This is a genomic window from Streptomyces sp. CA-294286, from assembly GCF_050947155.1.
Classification (GTDB): domain Bacteria; phylum Actinomycetota; class Actinomycetes; order Streptomycetales; family Streptomycetaceae; genus Streptomyces.
Genome location: NZ_CP192005.1, coordinates 6,039,995 through 6,062,224, shown reverse-complemented (window position 1 = coordinate 6,062,224; position 22,230 = coordinate 6,039,995). Strand labels below are relative to the sequence as shown.

At 71.6% G+C, this 22,230-nt stretch carries 13 protein-coding genes and 2 pseudogenes; 2 read left to right on the top strand and 13 right to left on the bottom strand.

Annotation, left to right across the window (positions count from 1 at the left end):
- Position 1: 1 nt before the first annotated feature.
- The 11 genes from ACQPZG_RS31395 to ACQPZG_RS31345 all read right to left on the bottom strand — a co-directional run bounded on the left by ACQPZG_RS31395 (position 2) and on the right by ACQPZG_RS31345 (position 15,545).
- On the bottom strand, positions 2-1,549 hold the full coding sequence (locus ACQPZG_RS31395) for an amino acid adenylation domain-containing protein (RefSeq protein WP_433549064.1): 1,548 nt from the start codon (positions 1,547-1,549) through the stop codon (positions 2-4).
- Entirely contained in the window at positions 1,546-3,774 is a 2,229-nt protein-coding gene (locus ACQPZG_RS31390; RefSeq protein ID WP_433549063.1) for a penicillin acylase family protein, read from the bottom strand. The genes ACQPZG_RS31395 and ACQPZG_RS31390 overlap by 4 nt, the downstream gene beginning before the upstream one ends.
- Positions 3,771-5,489, bottom strand: a complete 1,719-nt coding sequence (locus ACQPZG_RS31385) for a condensation domain-containing protein (RefSeq protein WP_433549062.1) — start codon at positions 5,487-5,489, stop codon at positions 3,771-3,773. Before ACQPZG_RS31385 ends, ACQPZG_RS31390 begins: the two co-directional genes overlap by 4 nt.
- A 4-nt stretch (positions 5,490-5,493) precedes the next feature.
- The gene (locus tag ACQPZG_RS31380; protein ID WP_433549061.1) at positions 5,494-6,291 is read right to left on the bottom strand and encodes a thioesterase II family protein; all 798 of its coding nucleotides are present in this window, start codon (positions 6,289-6,291) and stop codon (positions 5,494-5,496) included.
- Positions 6,278-8,077, bottom strand: coding sequence for an ABC transporter ATP-binding protein (locus ACQPZG_RS31375; RefSeq protein WP_433549060.1), 1,800 nt, complete (start codon positions 8,075-8,077; stop codon positions 6,278-6,280). Before ACQPZG_RS31375 ends, ACQPZG_RS31380 begins: the two co-directional genes overlap by 14 nt.
- Positions 8,074-9,915, bottom strand: coding sequence for an ABC transporter ATP-binding protein (locus ACQPZG_RS31370; protein ID WP_433549624.1), 1,842 nt, complete (start codon positions 9,913-9,915; stop codon positions 8,074-8,076). Before ACQPZG_RS31370 ends, ACQPZG_RS31375 begins: the two co-directional genes overlap by 4 nt.
- A gap of 118 nt (positions 9,916-10,033) precedes the next feature.
- Positions 10,034-11,668 carry an ABC transporter family substrate-binding protein gene (locus tag ACQPZG_RS31365; RefSeq protein ID WP_433549059.1) on the bottom strand — a complete coding sequence of 545 codons (1,635 nt, stop codon included), beginning with the start codon at positions 11,666-11,668 and terminating at the stop codon, positions 10,034-10,036.
- Positions 11,669-11,754: 86 nt separating this feature from the next.
- A complete protein-coding gene (locus ACQPZG_RS31360) occupies positions 11,755-12,699 on the bottom strand; it encodes a phytanoyl-CoA dioxygenase family protein (protein ID WP_433549058.1) in 945 nt (314 codons plus the stop codon).
- A gap of 14 nt (positions 12,700-12,713) precedes the next feature.
- Positions 12,714-12,872: a hypothetical protein gene (locus ACQPZG_RS31355; protein ID WP_433549057.1), complete on the bottom strand. Its 159-nt coding sequence runs from the start codon at positions 12,870-12,872 to the stop codon at positions 12,714-12,716.
- 4 nt (positions 12,873-12,876) lie between these two features.
- A complete protein-coding gene (locus ACQPZG_RS31350; RefSeq protein WP_433549056.1) occupies positions 12,877-14,517 on the bottom strand; it encodes a condensation domain-containing protein in 1,641 nt (546 codons plus the stop codon).
- A 131-nt stretch (positions 14,518-14,648) separates the two neighbouring features.
- Positions 14,649-15,545 carry a TIGR03621 family F420-dependent LLM class oxidoreductase gene (locus tag ACQPZG_RS31345; RefSeq protein WP_433549055.1) on the bottom strand — a complete coding sequence of 299 codons (897 nt, stop codon included), beginning with the start codon at positions 15,543-15,545 and terminating at the stop codon, positions 14,649-14,651.
- Between the two features lie 161 nt (positions 15,546-15,706).
- On the opposite strand from ACQPZG_RS31345, the gene ACQPZG_RS31340 reads away from it, so the two are divergent.
- Positions 15,707-17,062, top strand: a complete 1,356-nt coding sequence (locus tag ACQPZG_RS31340) for a condensation domain-containing protein (protein WP_433549054.1) — start codon at positions 15,707-15,709, stop codon at positions 17,060-17,062.
- A 107-nt stretch (positions 17,063-17,169) separates the two neighbouring features.
- Positions 17,170-18,855 (top strand): annotated as a pseudogene (locus ACQPZG_RS31335) (ISAzo13 family transposase).
- 26 nt (positions 18,856-18,881) lie between these two features.
- Here the strand turns inward: ACQPZG_RS31335 and ACQPZG_RS31330 are convergent.
- Together ACQPZG_RS31330 and ACQPZG_RS31325 are read right to left on the bottom strand one after the other, a co-directional pair.
- Complete coding sequence (locus ACQPZG_RS31330) at positions 18,882-20,336, bottom strand: NF041680 family putative transposase (protein WP_433549053.1); 1,455 nt, start codon at positions 20,334-20,336, stop codon at positions 18,882-18,884.
- 143 nt (positions 20,337-20,479) lie between these two features.
- Positions 20,480-22,106: pseudogene (locus ACQPZG_RS31325) on the bottom strand (ISAzo13 family transposase).
- Between the last annotated feature and the right edge of the window lie 124 nt (positions 22,107-22,230).

The window sequence follows — 22,230 nt, the reverse complement described above, 5'->3', positions numbered from 1 at the left end:
GTCAGTTCCTTCGGGAAAGGTCTTCGGCCAGGGCCCGCCGGTCCGTCTTGCCGTTGGTGTTCAGCGGCAGCCGGTCCCGGCGTACGACGCGGCGGGGCAGCATGTGTTCCGGCAGGACGGGGGCGAGTTCCCGGCACAACCGCTCCAGGAGCCCGTCGGTGTGTTCCGTCACGACACAGGCGGTGAGGACGGGCTCGCCGCGGGCCGTGCTCTGCACGACGGCGGCCGCGTCGCCGATCCAGGGCACCGCCCGCAGTGCGTGGTCGATCTCGCCCAGTTCGATGCGGAAGCCGCGGATCTTGACCTGGTCGTCCTTGCGGCCGACGTAGTGGAGGAGCCCTGCCGCATCGGCGCAGGCGAGGTCTCCGGTGCGGTACCAGCGGCCGGTCCTACCGGGGAGGGAGACGAAACGCTCGGCGGTGAGCTCGGGGTTGCCAACGTAGCCGAGGGCCACCTGCCGGCCGCCGATGAGGATCTCACCGGTCCGGCCCGGGGCGACCGGCCGCAGTTCCTCGTCCAGGACCACGGCGGGGCTGTGGAGGTAGGCCCCGCCGATGGGGGTCGCCGGTGCCGCGCGGGCCACCTCGTCGGGGGTCAGCCGTTTGAACGTGTTGTAGACCGTGGTCTCGGTGATGCCGTAGACGTTGCACCAGACGGGCCCCGGTCCTGGTTGGGCCCGCTCCCAGGTGTGGATCGCCTGGTAGTTGAGCGTCTCGCCGCAGAAGGTGACGCTGCGCAGCGGCAGTCGTACCGCGTCCTCCTCGACGACCTCGGCAAGGTGGTGGAAGACGCTGGGCACGATGTGCAGCCGCGTCGCGCGATGGCGCAGGAGCAGTTCGGCCAGGGCCCCGGGATCCGACTGAGCGGGGTCCGGGACGGCGACCAGGGTGGCACCCACCGCCACGGCTGCCCACATCTCCCAGACACTGACGTCGAACCCGTGGGCGTGCTGCAGGGGCCACACCTCGTGTCCGGCGAAGTCGAACAGCGGCAGGGCGTCCTCCAGCATCGCGAGGACGTTGGCGTGGGTCACCGCCACGCCCTTGGGCACTCCGGTGGACCCGGACGTGTACATCACGTACGCGACGGAGCCCGGCCCGGGCCCCACGTCGCCGGACCCGCCGGTACGGGGCCGGCGAGCCAGGTCGTCGCCGTCGACGTACAGCGTGCTCAGCGCCGCGACCTCGGGGGTGGACCGGCCCGTCGCGTCGCAGACAGCCACTTCGAGGCCGGCGTTGCCGACGATGTGGCGCAGCCGTCGGGAGGGGTGCCGGGCGTCGAGCGGCACATAGGCACAGCCGGCCCGCATCAGGGCGGCGGACGCCACCAGCGCCAGGGGGCCGCGTGCCACGCTCAGGCCGACCCGGTCGCCGGGCCGTACCCCGGCCGCGCGGATCCGGGCGGCGAGCGCGTCGACGCAGCGGTCGAGTTCGTCGTACGTGAGACGGACGGGTGGCGCGATCAGCGCCGGGCGTTCGGCGAACCGTTCCGCCGCGCGGCTCAGGACGTCGCTCAGCGTGCGGGACGACGGTCGGGCCGGTGTGCTCACAGGGTCCTCCCCTCAGGGGTGCGCGACGGCTCAGGGCGGTGCCCCGCGTCTCCGTTCCCGCCCCCGTGCCCGTCCGCGCCTCCGTCCCCGTTCCCGGGCGGCCGGAGGGGATGGGTCCGTCCACCCACCCACCGGATGACATGCTCCAGGTCCTCGGGGCCCGTCCCTGACGGGCTGCCGGGGAGGGTCAGCAGTCCGTCGGCGGGCCGGGCGGGGGCGACGACCAGGCGCATCGCCGCTCCGAAGTCGGGCTGGGTGACCCGCAGGCTCTCGGGGCAGCCCGAGAGCCCGGTCTCGTGCGCCGCCGGGCGGGCGGTGACCGGCGGGACCCCGAGCGGGGTCGGCGCGAGGAGGTTGACGCTGCCCCAGCGGACGGGTTCCGTGGAGCCGCCGCGGCGGGTGAGCAGTGCTCTGGCGCTGCCGAGCATGCCGACGACGAACGCGGCGGGTCCCGACCAGGGGGCGGGGACCAGTCCCGGCGCGAGGGCGTCAAGCAGACGTCTGAGGGGGCCTTCGTGTCCGTTGTAGCAGTAGGTGAACGTCTCGTCGTACCTCCGGCACGGGCGGGTGAGGGCGGCGAACAGCTCCTCCCGCAACAGCTCCCTGAAGACGACGAGCAGAGCGAAGCCGTACTCGTCGTGATGCGAGGTGCCCCGCCATGCCAGGACCTCTTCGCGCAGGGCACCCAGTACGGCGGGGCCGCGCTCGGGCAGGTGACGCAGCGCCAGGTCCCGGTAGTACGTGTACAGGTCGGCGTCCAGGTCGAGTTGGAGCGCGGCGGAGCGGGCCTCGTCGTGCGGTCCCGCGGTGGCGAGCGTCGCGGCAGCCCGGCGGGCGCGGGTGCCGGGGAAGAAGTTCCAGCCGAGTGCCTCGGTACGGCCGAGCGCGTCAGCGTGGTTGCAGCTGACCACGTATCCGCTCGACGGTGTCAGCAGCCGGGGCAGCTCGCGCGGTGCCAGGCGGGGCGTCGGCCAGGGGTCGAGGACGGGGTTGGAGAAGCCGCGCGGGCCGCCCGCGCGCCGTGGGTAGCGGCCGGTTACCGTCCATGCGATGTCGCCCGACTCGTCCGCGAGGAGGACGTTCAGGGGCGGCATGCCGCAGTCGTTGAGCAGGTCGGCGGCCTCGGTGACATCGGTGACCTCGTACAGTCCGGTGAGGGCGAAGTCGAGCGCGGCGGGGTCGGTGAGGTTGCCGCTCAGCGCCAGGGGCCTGCCGCACAGCGTGTCGACGACCGGGCCCCACGGGGTGTCGTGGACGTCCACCTCCACGTCGTCGGCGCCCCGGACGGCGATGCGCTCCCGCCGGACGGTGTACGGCTCCTCCGCGTCGCCGTACCGGTAGGTGCCGAGGGTGTCGCCCGGGGTCAGCTCGCGCAGCTCGCACGTGTCGGCCGGCAGCCGGGTGAAGCCCCAGGCGACCCTGCCGTTGGTGCCGGAGACGAGCGAGGGCAGGCCGGGCACGGTCACACCTTCGACGGTGACGTCCCGCACGACGAGCCGTGCCGCGTACATCAGCGACGGGCTGGTCAGTTCCAGGTGCATGTCGTTGGCGAGGACGGCGGTGCCCCCCTGGGTGACCGCCCACGCGTTGCTGCCGACGGGGCGCCGGTCGGCCACCACTAGGGGGCCGGGCGGCCCGGGAGGTTCGGCCATGAGGGACATCAGGTCGGCGACGGGCGGCGCGGACCGGCAGGGGTCGGGCACGGTGCCGTCGATGCCGACGGCGAACTCGTCCCGCCCGTCGAGCAGGAACGCGACGACAGCCGGCGGGAGCGTGCGCCGCATGACCTCGACCATGCGGACGTCCTGCCCGTCGGACGACAGTTCCCGCAGCAGCTGCTGGGCGACCGCGACGCAGTCCGATGGGGCCCACGGCTCGTCGTCCGCGCCCCGTGGGGCTGCGTCGACACCGTCCGCGTACGCCTCCAGGGTGCGCCGCTGCGACGGGGGAAGCCCTTCCCAGCAGGCTCGGGCCACCTGCGCCAGCCCCAGGGTCCGCTGCCGTACGTCGTCCGGCACCGCCCCTGGGCCCAGGACCTCGGCGAGCCGTCCGTGGCTGCGGCGGCGCAGCAGGTCCATCTGCGAGCGGCGGTGGCGGGCGGTCGCCCACCCGAGGCCGAAAGCGGCGGCCTCCCAGGTGGGCGCGTGGACGGTGGGCCGGTCCAGGGCGTCGAACGTGACGCGGACGGTGCCGTCCTTCGCGCGCAGCCAGGTGGTGACGGTCATCGCGGCACCACCGAGGAGGCGACCGGCTGCGGCAGGGCGGCGTCGGGCGACACGGCGAACAGCCGGAGCATGTCCCTGACCGCCCGCAGCACAGCCTCCGGCCGCCGGGTGCGGCCTTCGTCACCTCTGGTGTCCCCGGCGTCCTCGGCGCATTCGACGGTGATCCGCAGGGCGCCGGTGTCCTGGACGAGAAGGGTGACGGCCAGGCGCGGACCGAGGGCCGGTCGCACCAGTGGTCCGCCGTGGTCGTACAGCGGCGCCAGACCGAGAGTGGAACCCGTGGGGGCACGGTAGGGCCGGTCCAGGGCGACGACCGCGTCGACCAGGTCGTCGGGGTGGAGGCCCAGCGCGGCGCAGGGCGGGCCGATGAGGGCGTCCAGCGGCGTGTCGGCCCACCGGCGTGCCTCGGCGAGCTGATCCCGGGCCGCGAGGACGACGGTGCGGGGGGTGGCCCCGTCGGGCACGGGCACGGCGAGCAGCGTGCTGTTCGCGAACGGCCCGACCGTGCGCTCGTGGGCCGCGTGCGCGCGGTTGTCGAGCAGTGTGCCGATGCCGATGCGGCGACGGCCCGAGGAACCGGCGAGCGCCGCGGCGACGGCCGCGGTGACAGCGACGAAGTCGGTGGCGGCCTCGGCCCCCGCCCAGCCGGTCAGCGCCCGCAGCTCGGAGGCGTCCAGTTCCGCACTGAGGCGTGCGTAGCGCACACCGCGCGGGGCGGGCTCCGGCTGGACGGCCAGGTCGGCGGCGAGGTCGTGCACCACGCGCCTCCAGTGGGCGCCGGATCCGGCCTCGGCGCCGCGCTCCAGGGCGTAGTCGATGTGGGTGAGCGCGTCGCCGGCGGTGTGCGGGGCGCGGCCGGCGGCGGTCAGGTGCGTGTACGCCTCGGCGAGGTCGTCCAGCAGAACCGTCTGGGACACGCCGTCGACGGCCAGGTGGTGCAAGTGGAGCACGAGCAGATCGGGCGCGTGGCGGCGGCGGAACACCTGGGCGCGCAGAAGGTTGCCCCGTGTGAGGTCGAACGGCAGCAGATGGGCCCGGCGTACTGCCTTGCGGACGGCGGCGTCCTCGGTCCGGGCGGACGTTCCCACGGGCGGGTGCTCCACGAGCTCGACGTCGTCGGGCGTCCACGGCGGGACGATCACCTGCTGGTGTCCTCGGCCCTTGTCGGCCGGGGGAAACGCCAGGCGCAGCGCGCCGTGGCGGGTCAGCAGCGTGTGGAGCGCAGACCGCAGGAGGGACGCGTCGACGGGCGCGGCCAGTTCGAGGGGGACGACGATGTTGTGGACGGGGCTGGGCCCCAGGGCGTTCTCGATGCGCAGCAGCCGCTCCTGCTGGGGGGAGACGGGGCCTGTGACGCGGCCCGAGGGGCGGGGCGCCGCCGGGACTGACCGCCAGTCGCCGCTCAGCGCGGCGACGGTGTGGGTCACGAAGTCGGCGAAGACCGGGTGCTCGAAGACGAGTCCGGCGGGCAGATCGGCGTCAAACGCCTTGCGCAGCCGGGACATCAGCCGGGTGGCGAGCATCGAGTGGCCACCGAGGGCGAAGAAGTGTGCGTCGTCGTCGACCGCGGGCACCAGCAGGAGACTCGTCCAGAGCCGGCGGGCCACCTCGGCCACGCCTCGCGGGTCGTGCCGGTCCGGTGCGCTTCGCGGTTCGTGTCGGTCCGGTGCCGAGAAGCCAGCATCCATCAGCGCCTCTCCCTCCTCTTCCCTCATGGGTTCAACGGTTCTCGTGCGTCAGGGCGGTACGGAGGAGGGAGCGCACCAGCGCGACGACGGTCGGCCGATCCTCTTCGATGAACAGGTGGCCGCCGTCCAGGTCGAGCCTGCGCAACGGCAGTCGGGTCTCGCGGGCCCAGCCCGCCATGACCGCGGGTCCCGCCTCGGGGTCGTGCCGCCCGGCCAGGGCGACGATGGGGGTGGGGAGCGGGGGCTCCGGCCGGTAGCGGTAGCGGTCGGAGAGCGCGAAGTCGGCCCGCAGCATGGGCAGCAGCAGGGCGGTCATCTCCTCGCTGTCCAGGACAGCCTGGGGTGTGGCGCCCATGTCCCGCAGCAGGTCGATGAACTCCTCGTCCGGCAGTGTGTGCTTGGGGGGCAGGTCCTCGCACTCCCGGGGCGGTGCGCACGCGGCGACGACGAGGAGCAGTGGGGGGCGGCCGCGCCGGGCCAGGCCGCGTGCCACCTCGAACGCCAGGAGTGCTCCCAGGCTGTATCCGAACAGCGCCAGGGGCCGGTCGTCCTGGAGCGGGGCGGCGGCCTCGGCGATGTCGTCGGCGATGCGCCGCAGGTCGTGCTCCAGGGGCTCGCCCCACCGGTGGGCCCGTCCCGGCAGGCAGAGCGGCAGGACGTCGGCCGTGTCGGCGAACGCCTCGTTCCAGGCCCGGTACATGACGGGGGATCCTCCCGCGTAGGGCAGGCACAGCAGGCGTGCGCCGAGGCCGCTGGTGGCGGGCGTGGCGGGGAACCATTGGCCGGTGCGGGCGGCGGGGCCGTGGTCGGTGTCGTCACGTGTAGGCACGGGACTGCCTCTCGTAGAGGTCGCGGTAGATGCCGTCGTGCTGGGCCATCAGCTGGTCGTGGACCCCGAGTTGGGCGATCCTCCCTCGGTCGACGACGACGATCAGGTCGGCGAGCCGTGCGGTGGACAAGCGGTGGGTGGCGAACAGCGTGATGCCCCCGGCCTCCGCGACGGTCTGCCGGGCGGCCGCGACGTAGGCAGACAGCAGGGCTTCCTCGGCTAAGGGGTCGATGGCCGCGGTGGGTTCGTCGAGGACGAGCAGACACGGGGCGGGGCGCATCCGGGCGCGGGCGAGCGCGACTCGCTGCCATTCGCCGCCAGACAGGTCTACGCCGTCGTCGAAGGATCTCCCCAGCCGGGTGTCGAGGCCGTCGGGCAGGCCAGCGACGATGTCCGCCGCCCCTCCCTGGTCCACTGCCCGGGTGACGCGCGCGTCGTCGTCGGTGTGTGGCAGTGAGCCGGCGCCCACGCTGTGGCGCACGGAGAACTCCAGGCGGCTGAAGTCCTGGAAGCAGGCGCTGGTGCGACGGTGCCAGGCGTCGGGGTCGACGGCCGCGAGGTCGGTGCCGTCCACGGTGATCCTGCCGCTGGTGGGCCGGTGGAGCCCGGCGAGGAGCTTGATCAGTGTGGACTTGCCGGCGCCGTTGGCGCCGACGACGGCGACAACGCTGCCGGCGGGCAGAAACAGGTCGACGTCCTCAAGGACCCGGGTGTCGCTGCCAGCGTAGCGGAATCCCACGTCGTCGAGCCGGACGCCGTCCGTCAGTCGGGGTGCGGGCGCGGGTCCGCCTCCGTTCCGCGCCGCGCGGCGTGCGTACTCCTCCAGCCACAGCAGGCGACGTGAGGCGGAGAGGGTCTGCAGGAGGAAGCCGAAGAACTGTACGGCCTGGCTGAGTTGGGTGCTGACGGAGGTGACGAGCGCCAAGGTGAGCACCACGTCGCCGAGGGTCACCTGCCCTTGGCGGAATCGGTAGAGCACCAGGAGGAGGGCCGCGCAGTAGCCCACCGCGAACAAGGCCGAGGCGGCGGTCGTGGCGACGAGGTTGCTCCACACGATACGCGTCACCGCACGGTCCGCCTCCTCGGCGGCCGTCGCGTGACGGGCGCGCAGCCACGGTCCCGCACCGGACAGCCGCAGTTCCTTGGCGGCCACGGGTGAGCTGCCCACGGCGAACAGGTGGCGGGCCAGTCGGGCCGTGCCGGCCGCCCGGCCCACCGCCTCGTCGCGGCGCCGCTGAGCGCGCCGGGTCGCCAGCAGGGGCGGCACCGCGAGCAGCGGCAGCAGCAGCAGCACCGGCTGGATCATCGCCAGGATGATGCCGGTGACCAGGGCGCGGACCGTCGCGCCGAGCACCAGCGAGAGGGCGTCCCCGCCCTCGGAGAGGTGGACGCGTTCCTGGCGCAGGACTTCGATCTGGTCGCGGATCTCGGGGTCTTCGAGGTGCGAGACGCCCGGCAGCCGGCCGGCGAGGGCCATCAGCCGCCGGTCGGCGACCGCCGCGGTCCCCTCGATCATGCGGACGGACTGTTCGATGGAGTACGTGACGCTGCCGACGGCCAGCGCGCAGGCTAGGGCGATGCAGGCGACGGCGGCGGTGAGGGTCGCCGTGTCATGGGCGACGGCCGCGTCGACGACGACCTTGACCAGGTAGAAGACGAGGATCAGGACAGTCGGCCGCACTCCGAAGGTGAGGAAGGTGAGGAGCGTCGCCCTGCGGTCGGCTTCCAGGGAGAGGGCGAGGGAGGCGCGCAGGGGGCCGCGCGCCCGACCGGGCAGGGGGATCACCGTATCTCCGTTCCGGCCGTGAACCGCTCCGCCTGCACACGGAACATGCGGGAGTAGAGGCCGTCCGCCGCCATGAGCGCGGAGTGGCTCCCGTGTTCCACGACCGCACCGCCGTCGAGCACGACGATCCGGTCGGCGTGCCGGACGGTCGAGAAGCGGTGGGAGATCAGGACCACCGTCTTGTCCGCGGCGGCGGAGAGCAGCTGGTCGTACAGCTCGGTCTCGCCCCGTACGTCGAGCGCCGCGGACGGCTCGTCAAGGAGCAGGACGCCGGCCCCGCCGGAGAGTGCCCACAGGGCGCGGGCGAGTCCGACGCGCTGCCACTGTCCACCGGACAGGTCCACGCCGCCGAACTCCCGGCTGAGGACGGTCGACCACCCGTCGGGCAGCCCGGCGACGACCTCCGTCAGCCCGGCCGCGTGGGCGGTCCGCTCCAACGCCTCGTCGGTCACCGGCTGCTCGGGCGCGCCGAGCACGACGTTGTCGCGCAGCGGCAGGCTCCATCTGATCCAGTCCTGGAAGAGGGCGGCGCACCGCCGCGCCCACTGCTCGGGGTCGACGTCGCGCAGGTCGACCCCGTCCACCAGGACGCGCCCCTCCGTCGGCCGGTACAGGCCGCAGAGCAGCTTGACGAGGGTGGTCTTTCCCGCGCCGTTGACACCGACGACGGCCAGGGACGTACCGGCCGGGATCGTCAGGTGGAGGTCGCGCAGCACCCAGGAGCCGGCCCCCGGGTAGCGGAAGCCGACCCCCTCGAAGACGATCGTGCCGAGGGAGCTGGCGGGCACGTACCCGGTCCGGCCCGCCCACCCGCCGGTCCCCTCCTCGAGTTCGGCCACGGCCCTGAGCATCGTTCCGCCGACCGCGACGTTCAGCAGGTCCGGGGTGACGGTGCTCAGCCCGAGGAGGCCGGTGCTCGCCACGGCGAACGCGGTGAAGCGGCCGATCGACAGGTCACCGCCCATCATGTCCCGGGCGAGCAGGACGAACGTCAGAGCCTGGACGGCCAGGACGGCAAGGCCGCTGCGCAGGCTGACTCGGCCGACGCCGGTACGGTCGCGGCGGGCCTGTCCGATGGCCGCACGCCACTCGGCGGTGTACCGGCCCAGCAGCCAGTCCGTGAGCCCGAAGGTGCGCACGTCCTTGGCGGCGGCGGGCGTGCACAGCGTGTCCTTGAGGTACATCGCACGGCGCATCAGCGCCGGAGTGCCCTCGGCCGACTCCAGTGCCGCCTGGTAGCTGCGGGAGACGATGACCATCGCGTACCCGTAGGCGACCAGCAGCAGCACGGCGACCCACCACCGGTAGGCGAGGAGCACCAGCGCGCCGCAGACCGCTCCGCCGCGGACGATGCCGATGCCGGCCACGCCGACCACGGCGTCCCGGGCGCAGCTTCCGGCGAATCCTCCGGTGATGCCCGAGACCAGCCCCGTGGTCTCGGGGGCCTCCAACCGTGCCATGTCCGCCGGCCGGCCGAGCGCGGTCATCACGCGCCGGGACACCGACCGGTCCAGGCGCCGGCCCAGGGACTCGGCGACGGCCTGCGCCGCCGGCGTCACCACCTGCAGCAGGAGGAAGACCACGGCCAGGAGCACGGCCATGCCCACGGCTTCCCCGGCCAGGGCGGTCCGGTGCCCGGAGTCCAGCAGCGCGCCGGCGAGCACGCCGGACGTCACCGCGAGCGAGGCCGGCAGGACCGCACCCAACGCGATCAGCGCCGCCAGCCCGAAGGTGCTCGCGCGGTCGGTGCGCAGCAGGTCCCCGGCCAGGACGACGACGGGCGTCTTCCCTCGTACACGCCGAACGGCCGGCGCTCCCGCGCCCGTCCCGACCTCCATCACCTGCGACTCCTTTCCGCCGCCCGCGCCCACCGGTGCGGCCAGGCGCGGCCCGAGGCTAAAACGCCCCGGTTCTCCTGCGGTTACGCCGGGTCCGAGGCCGGTCACCCGGCCCCGCTCACCGTGCGGTCGCCCGCACTCCCCATTCCTCGATGTTGTGGATCACCAGCCCGTTGGTCGGGTTGTCGCGGACGTTGGCGAACTCCGACGCGACGGCCAGGAAGGTGGGCCGCTGGTAGAGCGGCAGCACGTACGCGTCCCGGCTCATCGTCTCGTCGGCGCGGTTGAGCAGCGCGTGCGCCTCGGTCGGGTCGAGAGTCCTGCCGGCCTCGGCGATCAGCCGGTCCACCTCGGGATCGGAGTAGCCGCCGTAGTTCATCCCGCCGCCCGTTCCCCACATGTCGCGTGCGGGCCCCACCCGTACCGGGTTGGCGTTCCACCCGAAGAGGACGGCGTCGTAGTCGCCCCTGTCCAGGACGCTGCCGAGTTGCGACATGGGGACGACGTCGGTGCGTACGCCGATACGGTTCCACTGTTCGGCGATCAGTTCGGCGATGCGTGTCCGCAGCGGGTTCCCGGCGAGGCAGCGCAGGCGCAGCGGGGGTACGGGGGTACCGTCCGGTGTCCGCAGCCCGTCGGCCGCGAGGGTGTAGCCAGCGTCGACGAGCTCGCGCCGTGCGCGGGTCGCGTCGCCCTGGCCCTGGCCGGTGCCGGTGATGACGTCGCGGTGGTCCGGCATGCCGGGCACGAAGTTGTGGCTGTCCAGCGGTCGCGCGTCGGAGACGAAGCGACCGATGGTCTCGGAGATGAGGGCGGCGCGGTCAACTGCGGTGAACAGGGCGCGGCGCAGCACGGCGTCGCGCAGGTGCGGGGTGCGGACGTTGAGGTCGAGGTGGTCCCAGACGAATCCCTTGCCCACGGTGTGGCGGATGCCGGGCAGTGCGGCCGTCGCCGCGACGAGGTCGGCGTCCGGCTGGGGGTTCATCCCGTCGATGCGGCGGCCGCGCAGGGCGGGCAGCAGGTCGGCCTGGTCGTCGATCACGTCGAGGACGACCTCGTCGAGGACGGGCAGTACCCGCCCGTACCAGTGCGGGTTGGGGACGAGGACGATCCGCCGGGCCGTCGTGGCGCCGCCGTCGATCATGTACGGTCCCGCGGACCAGGCCGGCGGCCGGTCGGCGAACGCCTCGAAGGCGGCGGCCAGCCCTTCCGGCGTCTCCAGGTCCCCGTGGCGTGCGGCAATGTGGGCCGGGTGGAGGTAGGAGAACATGGCTTGCCAGTCGGGGAAGTACTCCCCCTTGCGGAAGACGGCGGTCACGGTCCGTCCGTCGGGTGAGGCGGTCACCGATTCCAGGAGCTCGTACCCGGCGTGCGTGGACACCTTGCAGGCCGGGCTGTCGAATCCGTTCTGGACGCGGTACGTGTAGAGGAAGTCGTCGGCGGTCAGCGGCGTGCCGTCGTTCCAGACGGCCTCCTCCCTGATCCGGTAGACGATGGTCTGCGGTTCGGTGGAGACGATCTCTGGCTCTGCCGCGAGCAGGTCGCGGTTCCAGTGGTGCCGCAGGTCGGGGAAGGCGACGTAGGCGCTGGGTGCCAGGATCTGCACCACCATGCCGGTCTCGATGACGTTCCCTTCCGCGTGCAGCAGGTTCCAGTTCCCGATCTCCTTCTCGATGGCATGGACGTACCTGCCGCCGCGGCGCACGGGCTCCGGGCCCGGAGGTACGGGAGGGACGGGGCGGTCTGCGGACATGACGGGCCTCCGGGCCGGTACGAGGGGAGTCGGGTCGTGCGGCGGTACGCCGGCGTTGCCCGCCGCCCTCGGGCGGCGGGCGGGGGTCATGCCGTCGCGCTGTTGAGCCCGTCCCAGCCGGTAAGCTCGATGAGCCGGGTGGCCAGCACGCGGGGGCTGGTGCCCGTCCCGAACTCCTCCTCCGGGAGGCGTATGTCGTAGTCCCGTTCGATCCGGGCGAGGACACGCCGCACCACCGCCTCGTCCCCGCCGAGTTCGGCCAGGGTGTCGTCCACTCCGCACTTCTCGATGCCGAGTTCCTCGCGGACGAAACGGGAGATGACGCTGGAGAAGATGTCGTCGTCCCCGCTGATGACGGTGTCGACACCGCGCACGGCCACCACGAGGGACAGCCGCATCCGGCCCGTGACGTTCGCCTTGCTGCCGTGGATGGTGCGGCCGTCGAAGAGGGCGGCCGAGCCCGCGGGGAAGTCCGGTTCGATCCGGTACGGCGCCAGCCGCTCAAGCAACTCGTCCTCCACCGCGGGCAGCTGGTCGGAGTGGTAGACGTGCGGCGCGAGACCCAGCTTGTGGCTGCCCCGGTAGAAGACCATGCCGGAGTTGTCGTTGGTCACGTCGTCGAGGGCGATCCACAGGTGCAGGTACTGCGCGGGCTCCATCGGCGTGGCGAAGAGCTCCTGGTGCATGCGGAGCGGACGGCATCCGGGGCGCTTGGGGAACGTCTCCAGGTAGAAGAGTATCGGCTCCCAGTCGACGGCGCCGCCGAACAGCTTGCTGAACCGCTCGCTGGTGCCGAACTCGCGGAACCACGGGTCGTAGCGCTGCATCTCCGTCATGTTCCGAAGGACGCCGTCCTCGTGGAACTCGTAGTGGGCGCGCGGCACTCCGGGGAGCACTTCGTGCTGGTAGCGGAGCATCTGCGCCCGTGTCTCGGCGACTTCGTCCGGATCGAGCAGACCGTCGATGAGGACGACGCCGTCCCGGCCCAGCCGCTTGCCGATTCCAGGGTCGTCGGCCTTGATGAAGTCCATCGTCCGCTTCCTCCTCAGTCCTGTCGCTTCTGCTCGGTTGCCGGGCCGTCGCCGCCGTTGCGGTGGCTCTCCTCGTCCTCTTCCTCCTCCAGTGCCTCAAGGGCCTGCAGGTACTGGTTGCGCACTTCGGCGAGGTCCTCTTCGTTGAGGATGCGGGAGAACGATGTGGGCACTGGTCTACCTCTCTGCTGCGGATGATCGTCCGGGTCCGGCCAGGTGGGCGAAGCTGGCTGCCAGCTGCCGCTCCGCCGCCTCGAAGGCTCCTTCGGGCCAGACGGCGAGCCGGTGGTGGGACACCCCGGCCAGTCCGCCGGGCTCCGCGAAGAGCTCAAGGACGAAGGGGAAGTTCGTCGGGTCCACAGTGTCCCCGCTCTCCAGCAGGTACTCGGCTTCGAGCACGCCGCCCGGCAGGTCCCTGGTCTGGTGGCGGGGCGGTTGCAGCGTGAAGCCGATCTGTGGCCGGCACTCGCGCCCGATGCCCCGCTCGGCCAGCAGGCCGAGGGCGTGGTCGAGCGGCATCTCCTCGTGTCGCAGCGCGCGGGCGACGTCCGCGCGGGTCTGTACGAGTCGCTCCTCGGGGTCCGCCATGGGCCGGGCATCACCGGACACGTACAGGGTGTTGGAGAAACAGCCGATGACGTCCGCCGTCCCCGGCAACGCCCGGTTGGCGGCCTGTACGGCCACCAGTTGGCGCGCCCCCCCGGCGCGACGGGCGGCGAACTCCAGTACGGCGGCGACGAGGCCGACGAAGAGGGTGGTGTCGTGCCGGGCCACCCGCTCGCGCAGCCGTCGCACCGTGGTGTCGTCCACCATGAAGGGCCGGATGCGCGAGGTGTACCCCTTCACCGGCGAGCCGTCGCCCACCAAGGGCGCCGGGCTGTGGCGTACCGCCTCCGCGAGCCCTCGCAGGTGGTCTTCCGCGCGTTCGCCCCGCAGGGTGTCCCGCTGCCAGTACGCGAAGTCGGCGTAGGTGAACTCCGGCGCGGGTGTCTCGCTGGCGGCGCCGAGGCGACAGGCGTACGCCCGGGAAATCTCGTCGAGCAGCAGTGACTGGGACATGCCGTCGAAGACGACGTGGTGCACGGCGGTCAGCAGGGTCCACGTGTCGTCGGCGGTACGGGCAAGGACGAACCTCACCGGTGGTGCCGCGTGCAGGTCGAAACCCCGCAGATGCTGTTTCCGGATACGCCGCCGGAGCGCCGTCGCGCCGTTCCCCGTACGCAGGTCGCACTCGTCGATGAGGGGGGCGTCCTGTGCGGCGAACCGCTGGGCGGGCCGGCCTCCGTCGTCCCCGAAGATGGTGCGCAGGGCCGGCTGTCTGCGCACCGTGTCCGCGAGGGCGCCCCGCAGTGCCCGCGGGTCGATGTCGCCGCGCAGGGTGAGCCTGCCCACGTTGGTGAAGAGCCCGGCTCCGCGGGTGGACCGGTCCATGGCGTAGAAGCTCTCCTGGCTCAGGGAGAGGGGGAACCAGGTACGGCGGCGCCTGGCCAGCGAGGTGATGGAGCGGCGTGGCTGGGGCCGGGCGATCAGGGCGAGCAGGCTCCGCGCCACGCCTGCGGGGGTGCTGTCGCGGTACATCTCGGCCAGCGGCAGGCGTGCCCCGTGCTGCCGCGCGAGGACGGCCAGGGCGCGGGAGGCGTGGAAGGAGTCCCCGCCGAGGCGGAAGAAGGAGTCGTCGTGGGCGCAGTGGGCCAGGCCGAGGACCTCGCGGTAGACGGCGGCGACGCTCGCCGCCGTGGGGCGGTCGTCCGTCGGCTTCGCCTCGCCCGGGGAGGGCTCGATCCGCACACCGACCGGTTCGCCTGCATGACCGGCCACAGCGCCTCCCGTGGGTCGTCGACGAGAAGGACCGCCCTCGCGGGCGAGGTCTCGACGCGACCGTAGGGACGACGGGTTAGCCCGTAGTTATGCGGTCCGCCCGTGGCGGACGGGTCTCCGGCTCCATGGGCTCACTGTCCTTTGAGCCCCGCCACGACGGGGGCGAACGTCTCGGCCCTGGCGGCGGGCACCGTGACATAGCCGAATCCCCATCGTTCACGCCGGGCCCAGAGGGTCTCACGGACCTGCGCGGCGGTGCCCACGAGGAAGCAGGCAAGCTCGCGCACCTCCTGCGGTGTACGACCGACGGCCCGAGCGAGCGCCTCCTCCACGGGTCCGGGCCTCGGGGCGATGAAGCACTCCCACACCAGTTGGTTGAGGCGGGGAGACCGCTCCCGTGCGGCGGCCGCCGCACGGATCCACGCGATCTTCTCGTCCAGCCGGGCGGGAGAGGAGTCGCCAAGGTCCGTGGGCCCGTCGGGGCCCAGCGCGGGCACGACGCTCACGATGTCCGCCTCGCGCGCGGCCAGGGACAGCATCTCCCGCCGGGTCCCCCCGAGCAGCAGCGGCGGCCGCCCGTGCCGGCCCGCCGCTTCCCCCTCGCCGGCCGTACCGTCCGCCGGGTGGGACCGGCAGAGGGCGACGGCCTCGCGCAGCCGCTCGTAGCGCACCCGGCCAGGCTCGAAGGCGATACCCGTCCGCTCGTAGTCGGCGCGGTACCAGCCGGCGCCGAGACCCAGCTGGAACCGCCCGTCCGACAGGCCGTGCAGGGTCGCCGCGTCCCTGGCGAGCATGAGCGGGTTCCGCAGGTCGTTGTTGAGCACGTACGTCCCGATGACGAGGCGACTGGTGACCTCGGCGGCCGCCGCCAGCGCGGGCACGGGGGCCAGTCGCTGGTCCACGTGATCGCTGATCAGCAGTGCGTCGTACCCGAGGTTCTCGGCGCGGCGGGCCAGTTCGCGCCACTCCTTCTCCGTCATATCACCATCGCTGACCAGCGCGAATTCGAATGCGTACGGCTGCGGCACTCTTCCCCCTCGGGTCCGTGGTGGTCGTCACCGACCGGGCACGGGCGGCGGTCACCGATGATGCCCTGGTGGCGGGGGCGACGCGAGGCCCTCTCCTCAGGATGTCCGCCCGTTGCTACGGTGACGTCGCCCGGCTTCCTGCGAAGAGGACGGAACCGCCGTTGAATCAGCGTCTCGATGACCGACGGGCCAGGCTGGTAGAGGCGCTGCGCGCCCAGCGACGCACCCGGGCGCCGGAACGGCTGCCGTTGACCGCGACCCAACAGGGCATCTGGCTCGCCGAGCAGTTGAGCCCGGGCGTGTCGGGTTACCACGACACCGCGGTCCTGCGCATCGACGGCCCCTTTGACACGGAGGCGTTGCGCCTGGCATTCGGCGACGCGCGCACGGCCCACGAGGCGATGCGCTGCCGCGTCAAGGAGATCGACGGCGAGCCCTGGCAGAGTTTCGACGCCCCCGCCCCCGAGCTGGCGTACAGCGATCTCGGCGCCGTCGATGCGAAGACCGTGGCAGCCCGGGTGGAACGCCTCGCCGCGCTGGCCGCCACCGAACCCTTCGACCTGGAGGCGGGCCCCCTCTGGCGGGCCCGGCTGGTGCGGCTGAACGCCGACGAGCACGTCCTGGTCCTCGTCGTCCATCACCTGATCAGCGACGGCTGGTCACACGGCGTACTGCTGCGCAGCCTACTGTCGCACTACTCCGCACGGTCGCGAAACCCGGTCCCGCCCGCCGCGCCGGACGGAGACGGCTACCGTGCGTGGCTGCTCCACCGGGTGGCTCAGGAGCGCGCAGCGGTGGAGAGCGGCCGGGCGCGGCATGTCGCCGCCCTCCTGTCCCAGGCCCCGTACCAGGCGACCCTTCCGAGGCGTGACGACCGGGCGGGCGACCGGCTGGCAGTCGCTGTCAGCCTTCCCGTCACGCAGCGCACGTGGACCGCCTTCGACCGGGCGTGCCGCCGGGCGGGGGCCACCCCTTACATGGGCCTGACCGGACTGTTCGGCCTGCTCCTCGCCCGTACCACCGGCGGGGAGACCGCTGTCCTCGCCTCCCCGGTCGCGCTCCGTGACGCCCCTGGCACGGCCGGCCTGATGGGCTGCCTGATCAACGTGGTGCCCGTGGCCGTACGGACGCTTCCCACGACCGGCCCCGCCCAGGCCATCGAAGCGGGCCGCGACGCCGTACTGGCGGCGCTGCGGTACGCAGACGTCCCTTACCGCGATGTCGCCCGGGCCCTGGGAACGCTCCCCGCGGCGGACGACCCGGTCACCAATGTCGGCGTGGAGGAGTTCAACGCTCCCGAGGAGCCGGTTCGGCTGGGCGACCTCATGGTCTCGCCGCAGCCACGCGGTCAGGTACGGCTACGGCATGACCTCGCCCTGAGCGTCCCCCGGAACGCCACGGGCGCCCAGCTGCTGCACCCTGCCGACCGCTGGAGCCCGAGCGAGTCCTGCTCCTTCGCAGAGCGCATGGCGGAAGTGATCGGCGAGGCGGCAATGGCTGCCGCCCGGGAAGAATGACGAGAGGTCGTACGGGACACTACCGACGCGACCTCTGACCTGCTCCTCAGTAAGGGCTCGCAGAGAATCAAGGTGTTGCTTCCCGCCGTTCGGCTCGTTGGTGTGATATGCGCATATCCGGCGAGGTCAGTGATCAACTCGGCCTGAAGTTCTCAGTGTTGTTCCCACACTTGGACGAGCGGCAGCGCCGTCTGCTGATGGGGGCTGAGGCCAGGATCCTGGGCCACGGCGGGATCCGGGCGGTCGCCCGAGCCGCTCAGGTCAGCGAGACCACAGTCCGCAAGGGTGTGAACGAGCTGGAGGCGGGGGCGGAACCGCTGGGCCGGGTCCGCAGCCCAGGTGGCGGGCGCAAGCGGGCGGCCGAGGTGGATCCAGAACTGTGGCCCGCGCTGTTGGCGCTGGTCGAGCCCGACATGCGCGGGGATCCGATGTCGCCGCTGCGATGGACGACGAAGTCCACCCGCAGGCTCGCCGACGAGCTTGCCAGGCAGGGCCACCGTGTCTCGGCGGATACCGTCGCCGACCTTCTGAGGGAGGAGGGATTCAGCCTCCAGGCCAACGCCAAGACCCTCGAGGGCGCCCAGCATCCCAACCGGGATGCCCAGTTCCACTACATCAACGACCGGGCCAAGGAACACATGGGCGCCGGCGACCCGGTGATCAGCGTGGACACCAAGAAGAAGGAACTGGTCGGCCTCTACAAGAACGGGGGCCGTGAGTGGGAGCCGAAGGGAGCTCCGGCTTAGGTCAAAACTCATGACTTCCTGGACCGGCAGGGACCCGGCAAGGCGATCCCTTACGGGATCTACGACGTCGCCGCGAACACCGGCTGGGTCATCGTCGGCACCGATCACGACACGGCAGCCTTCGCTGTTGCCTCGATCCGCCGCTGGTGGCAAGCCCGTGGCAGGCACGACTACCCTCGGGCCGCCCGGCTGCTGATCACCGCGGACGCGGGCGGCTCCAACGGATACCGCACGCGCGCCTGGAAGACCGAACTTGCCGCCCTGGCCGCCGAAACGGTCCTGGAAGTCACGGTCTGCCACATGCCGCCGGGCACCTCAAAGTGGAACAAGATCGAGCACCGGCTGTTCTCCCACATCTCCATGAACTGGCGTGGCAGGCCCCTGACCAGCCACGACGCCATCGTGAACAGCATCAAGGCAACCACTACCCACACTGGGTTGAGAGTCCACGCGGAACTTGACCCGGGCACCTACGACACCGGCATCAAGGTCACCGACACAGACATCGACGCACTACCCATGCGCCGCCACCGCTTCCACGGCGACTGGAACTACACCCTCCACTCACAACGGGGCTACACGGTCGGCGCGGCCGAGGCCCCGCGGCCAGCCGGAGGCCCGCCGCCTCAGTCCCGAGCCGGAGGTCTGCGCAACCCCGAACTGACCGGCATGACCGAAACGGCACTGGATGAGCTCGTCGACGAGCTGTCCCAGAAACTCGATGAGCTCCGTGAACGCGAGCGGTCACAGCAGCGAGGAGGAGGCCGTATCCGGGCTCGTGGAGCCGGCGCCAAGGACAAGCTGACCACCGCCGACCGAGTCCTGGCCACCATTCTCTACCTGAGCAAACTCGGAACACGAGACCTGATCGCCCAGCTCCTCGGCGTCAACGGCAGCACCACCACCAGGGCCGTCCACCAAATCCAGCCCCTCCTCGCCAACCACGGCTGCACCGTTCGACCCTCCACAGCCAGGTTCCGCACACCCGCCGACGTCACCGCGTTCCTCACGAATAGCAACCGCACCGAGATCAAGTCAGCATGTTGATTTTCTGCGAGCCCTAAGCTTGATTTTTAACGTTCCTCCTGTTTTAGCCGAGTATGTTCGGCGAGGGTTTCTGCGCGCTTCACGGTCTTCCCGACGTCGTGGTGCCGCGCCCGGTGCCTGTTCTTCGAGCCGGGTGGCCGTCCCGGTCCTGGTCGGGACGGTTTCGGCGCGGCTGCTGGACCAGTGGTGGTCGCGCGGACGTTGCGAAACCCTCGCCGGACCCGAGCCGGGGTGAGCCGGCGGGGTTCGGCGGGCCTTTCCCAGGGGCGGCGGAGGTCCTCGGCGAGGGGCCGGGCGAGGCGGAGTTGGGTGTGGGCGGCGATGATGAGCCAGGTCCACAGATCGGCGGCGTCCGCGTGGCGGACCTTCGGCGCGGTCCAGCCGAGCGTCTGCTTCATCAGCCGGAAGGTGTGCTCGAGGTCGAATCTGCGGAGGAATGCCTGCCACCAGCGGTCCACATCCGCACTGGTGGCGGCGGTCGTCGAGCACCACAGCCAGACCGGTTTCGGGGTGCGGTTTCCCGGCAGGTACTCGACTTCGAGGCGGATCAACGTGCCGTGCAGGATAGGCAGTTCGGCTTCTGCGTATTCCAGCCAGGGGCCGCGTCTGCCGAGTCGGGGGTGCATCCGGTCCCATACCCTGGCCTCGGCCTTGCCGTAGCGGGTGGTGTCCGTCTCGGTGGTGACCTCGCTTTGGTGCCAGGTGTCGGGCTTGGCCAGGGTGAGCACGCTTCCGTGCCGGCGAGGTCGTCCACCCTTGGGCCCGGAATGGGCGGGGCCGGAGTCGCGGAGCATGACGCGGTCCGAGCGCAGGCGTCCGACCAGGATGACGGGCAGGTCGGCCAGGGCGTGGGAGAGGTAGGCGACGTCGTAGCCGGAGTCCATCATGATCAGGATCTCGGGGTCGCCCGGCCGCCAGTGCCCGGCATTGAGCAGCCGGTCCACGACCTCGCGGAGCTGGGCAGCGGTCACCGCGGTCGCGTCGTCGGCAGGTCCAAGCCGCACCGCGTCCAGCAGGGCCACCCAGGAGGTGCGGCCCGTTTCCAGGGCGGCCACGAAGGAGTACGGCCAGCCGGGGACGAACTGGTCCGAGCTGCGGTCGCCGCGTCCGTATACGTGGCAGAACAGCCGCTCATCGCTGGTCGGTGCGTCGGGCCGCAGCCAGTTGGACACATCGACGGCCAGCACGATCCGCCCGTCGGCCGCCTTGGGCAGCGGCAGGCCGGCCAGCGCGCGGCGCAGCCGTGTCGGCTCGGCCCAGCCCCGGTCGAGCGCCGCGTACATCGCGCCGTGCCCACGGCGGTGCTCGGCCGTAAGCGACAACTCGACCAGGGTCTTCACCGGCCCGTCCGCGCACAACACGGCGTCCGTGAGCTCGAAGAGCGCGTCCGCGCGGGCATACAGGGAGTCGTAGAACTCAACCCGAAAGCGGGACAAGAGCCCCAACGCCTGGCCTGCGGACACATCGAAGGGGAGACTCATGGGCAGCGGCCGTTCTCTTGGGCTTCGTGACTCGACATCTCGAAGCGTGGAGAACGGCCGCCCTCGCCGTCCCGGAAAGAACCGCAGATCAGCAGGTCGAGTGACGTGCAGGGTTAAACGAAAAGCTAAGGGCTTGCAGATCATTAACACGTCGTCTTGATCATGCTGCTGGCGTCGCTGGTCAGGTCTCGAACCCGATCCTGGAGGGCTGTGAGGGCGGAGGGCGGGGTGGCCGCCGGCGGGATGACGATGCTGTGCGCCTTGAGCAGCGTCCTGATCTTCAGCAGGGTGCGGTGCATGGCGGTCCGACTGCTGTCGAACAGCACGGCGAGGGGTTCCGCGGCCAGGGCGACCCGCAGGTGAAGGACGGCTGCCAGGACCTGGTGGGGGAAGGCGAGCCGGGGCGGGCGGCCGCTTGACGTCGCCATCGAGGGCCAAAGTGTCGGTGAGATCGCTCAGTTGCTGCCGGGGCATGCCGGTCAGGTCGGGGTCGGACAGGAGAGCGTGGTCCTACTCCGGGGCCGGCTTCTGCGGAGCCCGGGGTGCTGGGATGGCTGGGCAGGGCTGGGGGTACAGGGAATAGTTCCAGTCGCCGTGGAAGGCGTGTCGGGTCAGCGGCAGGGACGCCATCTCCGCGTCGCCGATCTGGACTCCGGTGGGGTCGACGTTGGTGTCGAGCTCGGCCATGACACGCAGTCCGGTGCTGGTGGTGGTCGCGGCGATGGACTGGACAATGACTTCATGGCTGGTCAGGGGACGGCCGCGCCAGTTCATGGTGATGTGCGAGAAGAGCCGGTGCTCGATCTTGTTCCACTTCGATGTGCCCGGCGGCAGGTGGCACACGGTGATCTTCAGTCCTGTTTCGGTCGCGAGCCGGGCGAGTTCGAGCTTCCAGGCCCGGGTGCGGTAGCCGTTCGAGCCGCCCGCGTCAGCGGTGATGAGCAGTCGCGTCGCCTGCGGGTAGGCGGCCCGGCCCTGGCCGCACCACCAGCGGCGGATCGATTCCACCGCGAACGCGGCGGTGTCGTGATCGGTGCCCACGTTGACCCAGCCGGTGTTCGTCGCGAGATCATAGATCCCGTACGGGACGGCCTTGCCCAGCTGAGGGTCGGCGAAGTCATGGACGTTCACCGGCATCGGATCAGCCGCAGGCCGCCACTGGCGGCCGTTGTTCTTGCACCCGCCGACGAGTTCCTTCTTCTTGGTGTCCACGCTGATCACCGGCTGACCGGCGTCCCGGTGATCACGAGCCTGCTCGTTGAGATGGCGGAACTGGGCATCTCGGTCGGGATGTTGGCTTCCCTCGATGGTCTTGGCGTTGGCCTGCAGACTGAAGCCTTTCTCCCGCAGCAGGTCTGCGACAGTGTCCGCACTGACTTTGTGCCCAGTCCGGGCCAGTTCCCGCGCCAGCGTGCGAGTCGACTTCACCGTCCACCGCAGGGGCGACATGGGATCGCCTCGCTCGTCCGGCTCGACCAGCGCAAGGAGGGCCGGCCGCAGTCCCGGATCGAGATCTGTGACCCTCTTGCGGCCTCCGCCCGGCCGCCGCACCCGCCCCAAAGGCTCCTCGCCGGCCTCCAGCTCGACCACGCCTTTGCGGACCGTGGTCTCACTTACCGAGGCCGCCCGCGCGACGGCCCGAACACCGCCGTGTCCCAGAACACGGGCCTCTGCGGCCATCAGCAGCCGTCGCTGCCGCTCATCCAGATGCGGAAACAACACCGCGAACTTCATGGCGAGTTGGGCACAGATCTCGTCCGGGATGCGCATACCACATCAACGAGGAACAGGTCGGGAAGCAACACCTTGATGATCTGCAAGCCCAACGCTGCATCCCGCATACCGTGCCGTCGCGCTTGACCACGAGGCACACCTCGAAGTGGCGTGCGCACCG

What these genes read in the sequence shown, in the direction of transcription:
- ACQPZG_RS31365 (WP_433549059.1), bottom strand. Translation starts at nt 11,668, where the DNA reads ATGTCCGCAGACCGCCCCGTCCCTCCCGTACCTCCGGGCCCGGAGCCC.
- ACQPZG_RS31360 (WP_433549058.1), bottom strand. Translation starts at nt 12,699, where the DNA reads ATGGACTTCATCAAGGCCGACGACCCTGGAATCGGCAAGCGGCTGGGC.
- ACQPZG_RS31390 (WP_433549063.1), bottom strand. Translation starts at nt 3,774, where the DNA reads ATGACCGTCACCACCTGGCTGCGCGCGAAGGACGGCACCGTCCGCGTC.
- ACQPZG_RS31330 (WP_433549053.1), bottom strand. Translation starts at nt 20,336, where the DNA reads ATGAGTCTCCCCTTCGATGTGTCCGCAGGCCAGGCGTTGGGGCTCTTG.
- ACQPZG_RS31385 (WP_433549062.1), bottom strand. Translation starts at nt 5,489, where the DNA reads ATGAGGGAAGAGGAGGGAGAGGCGCTGATGGATGCTGGCTTCTCGGCA.
- ACQPZG_RS31370 (WP_433549624.1), bottom strand. Translation starts at nt 9,915, where the DNA reads ATGGAGGTCGGGACGGGCGCGGGAGCGCCGGCCGTTCGGCGTGTACGA.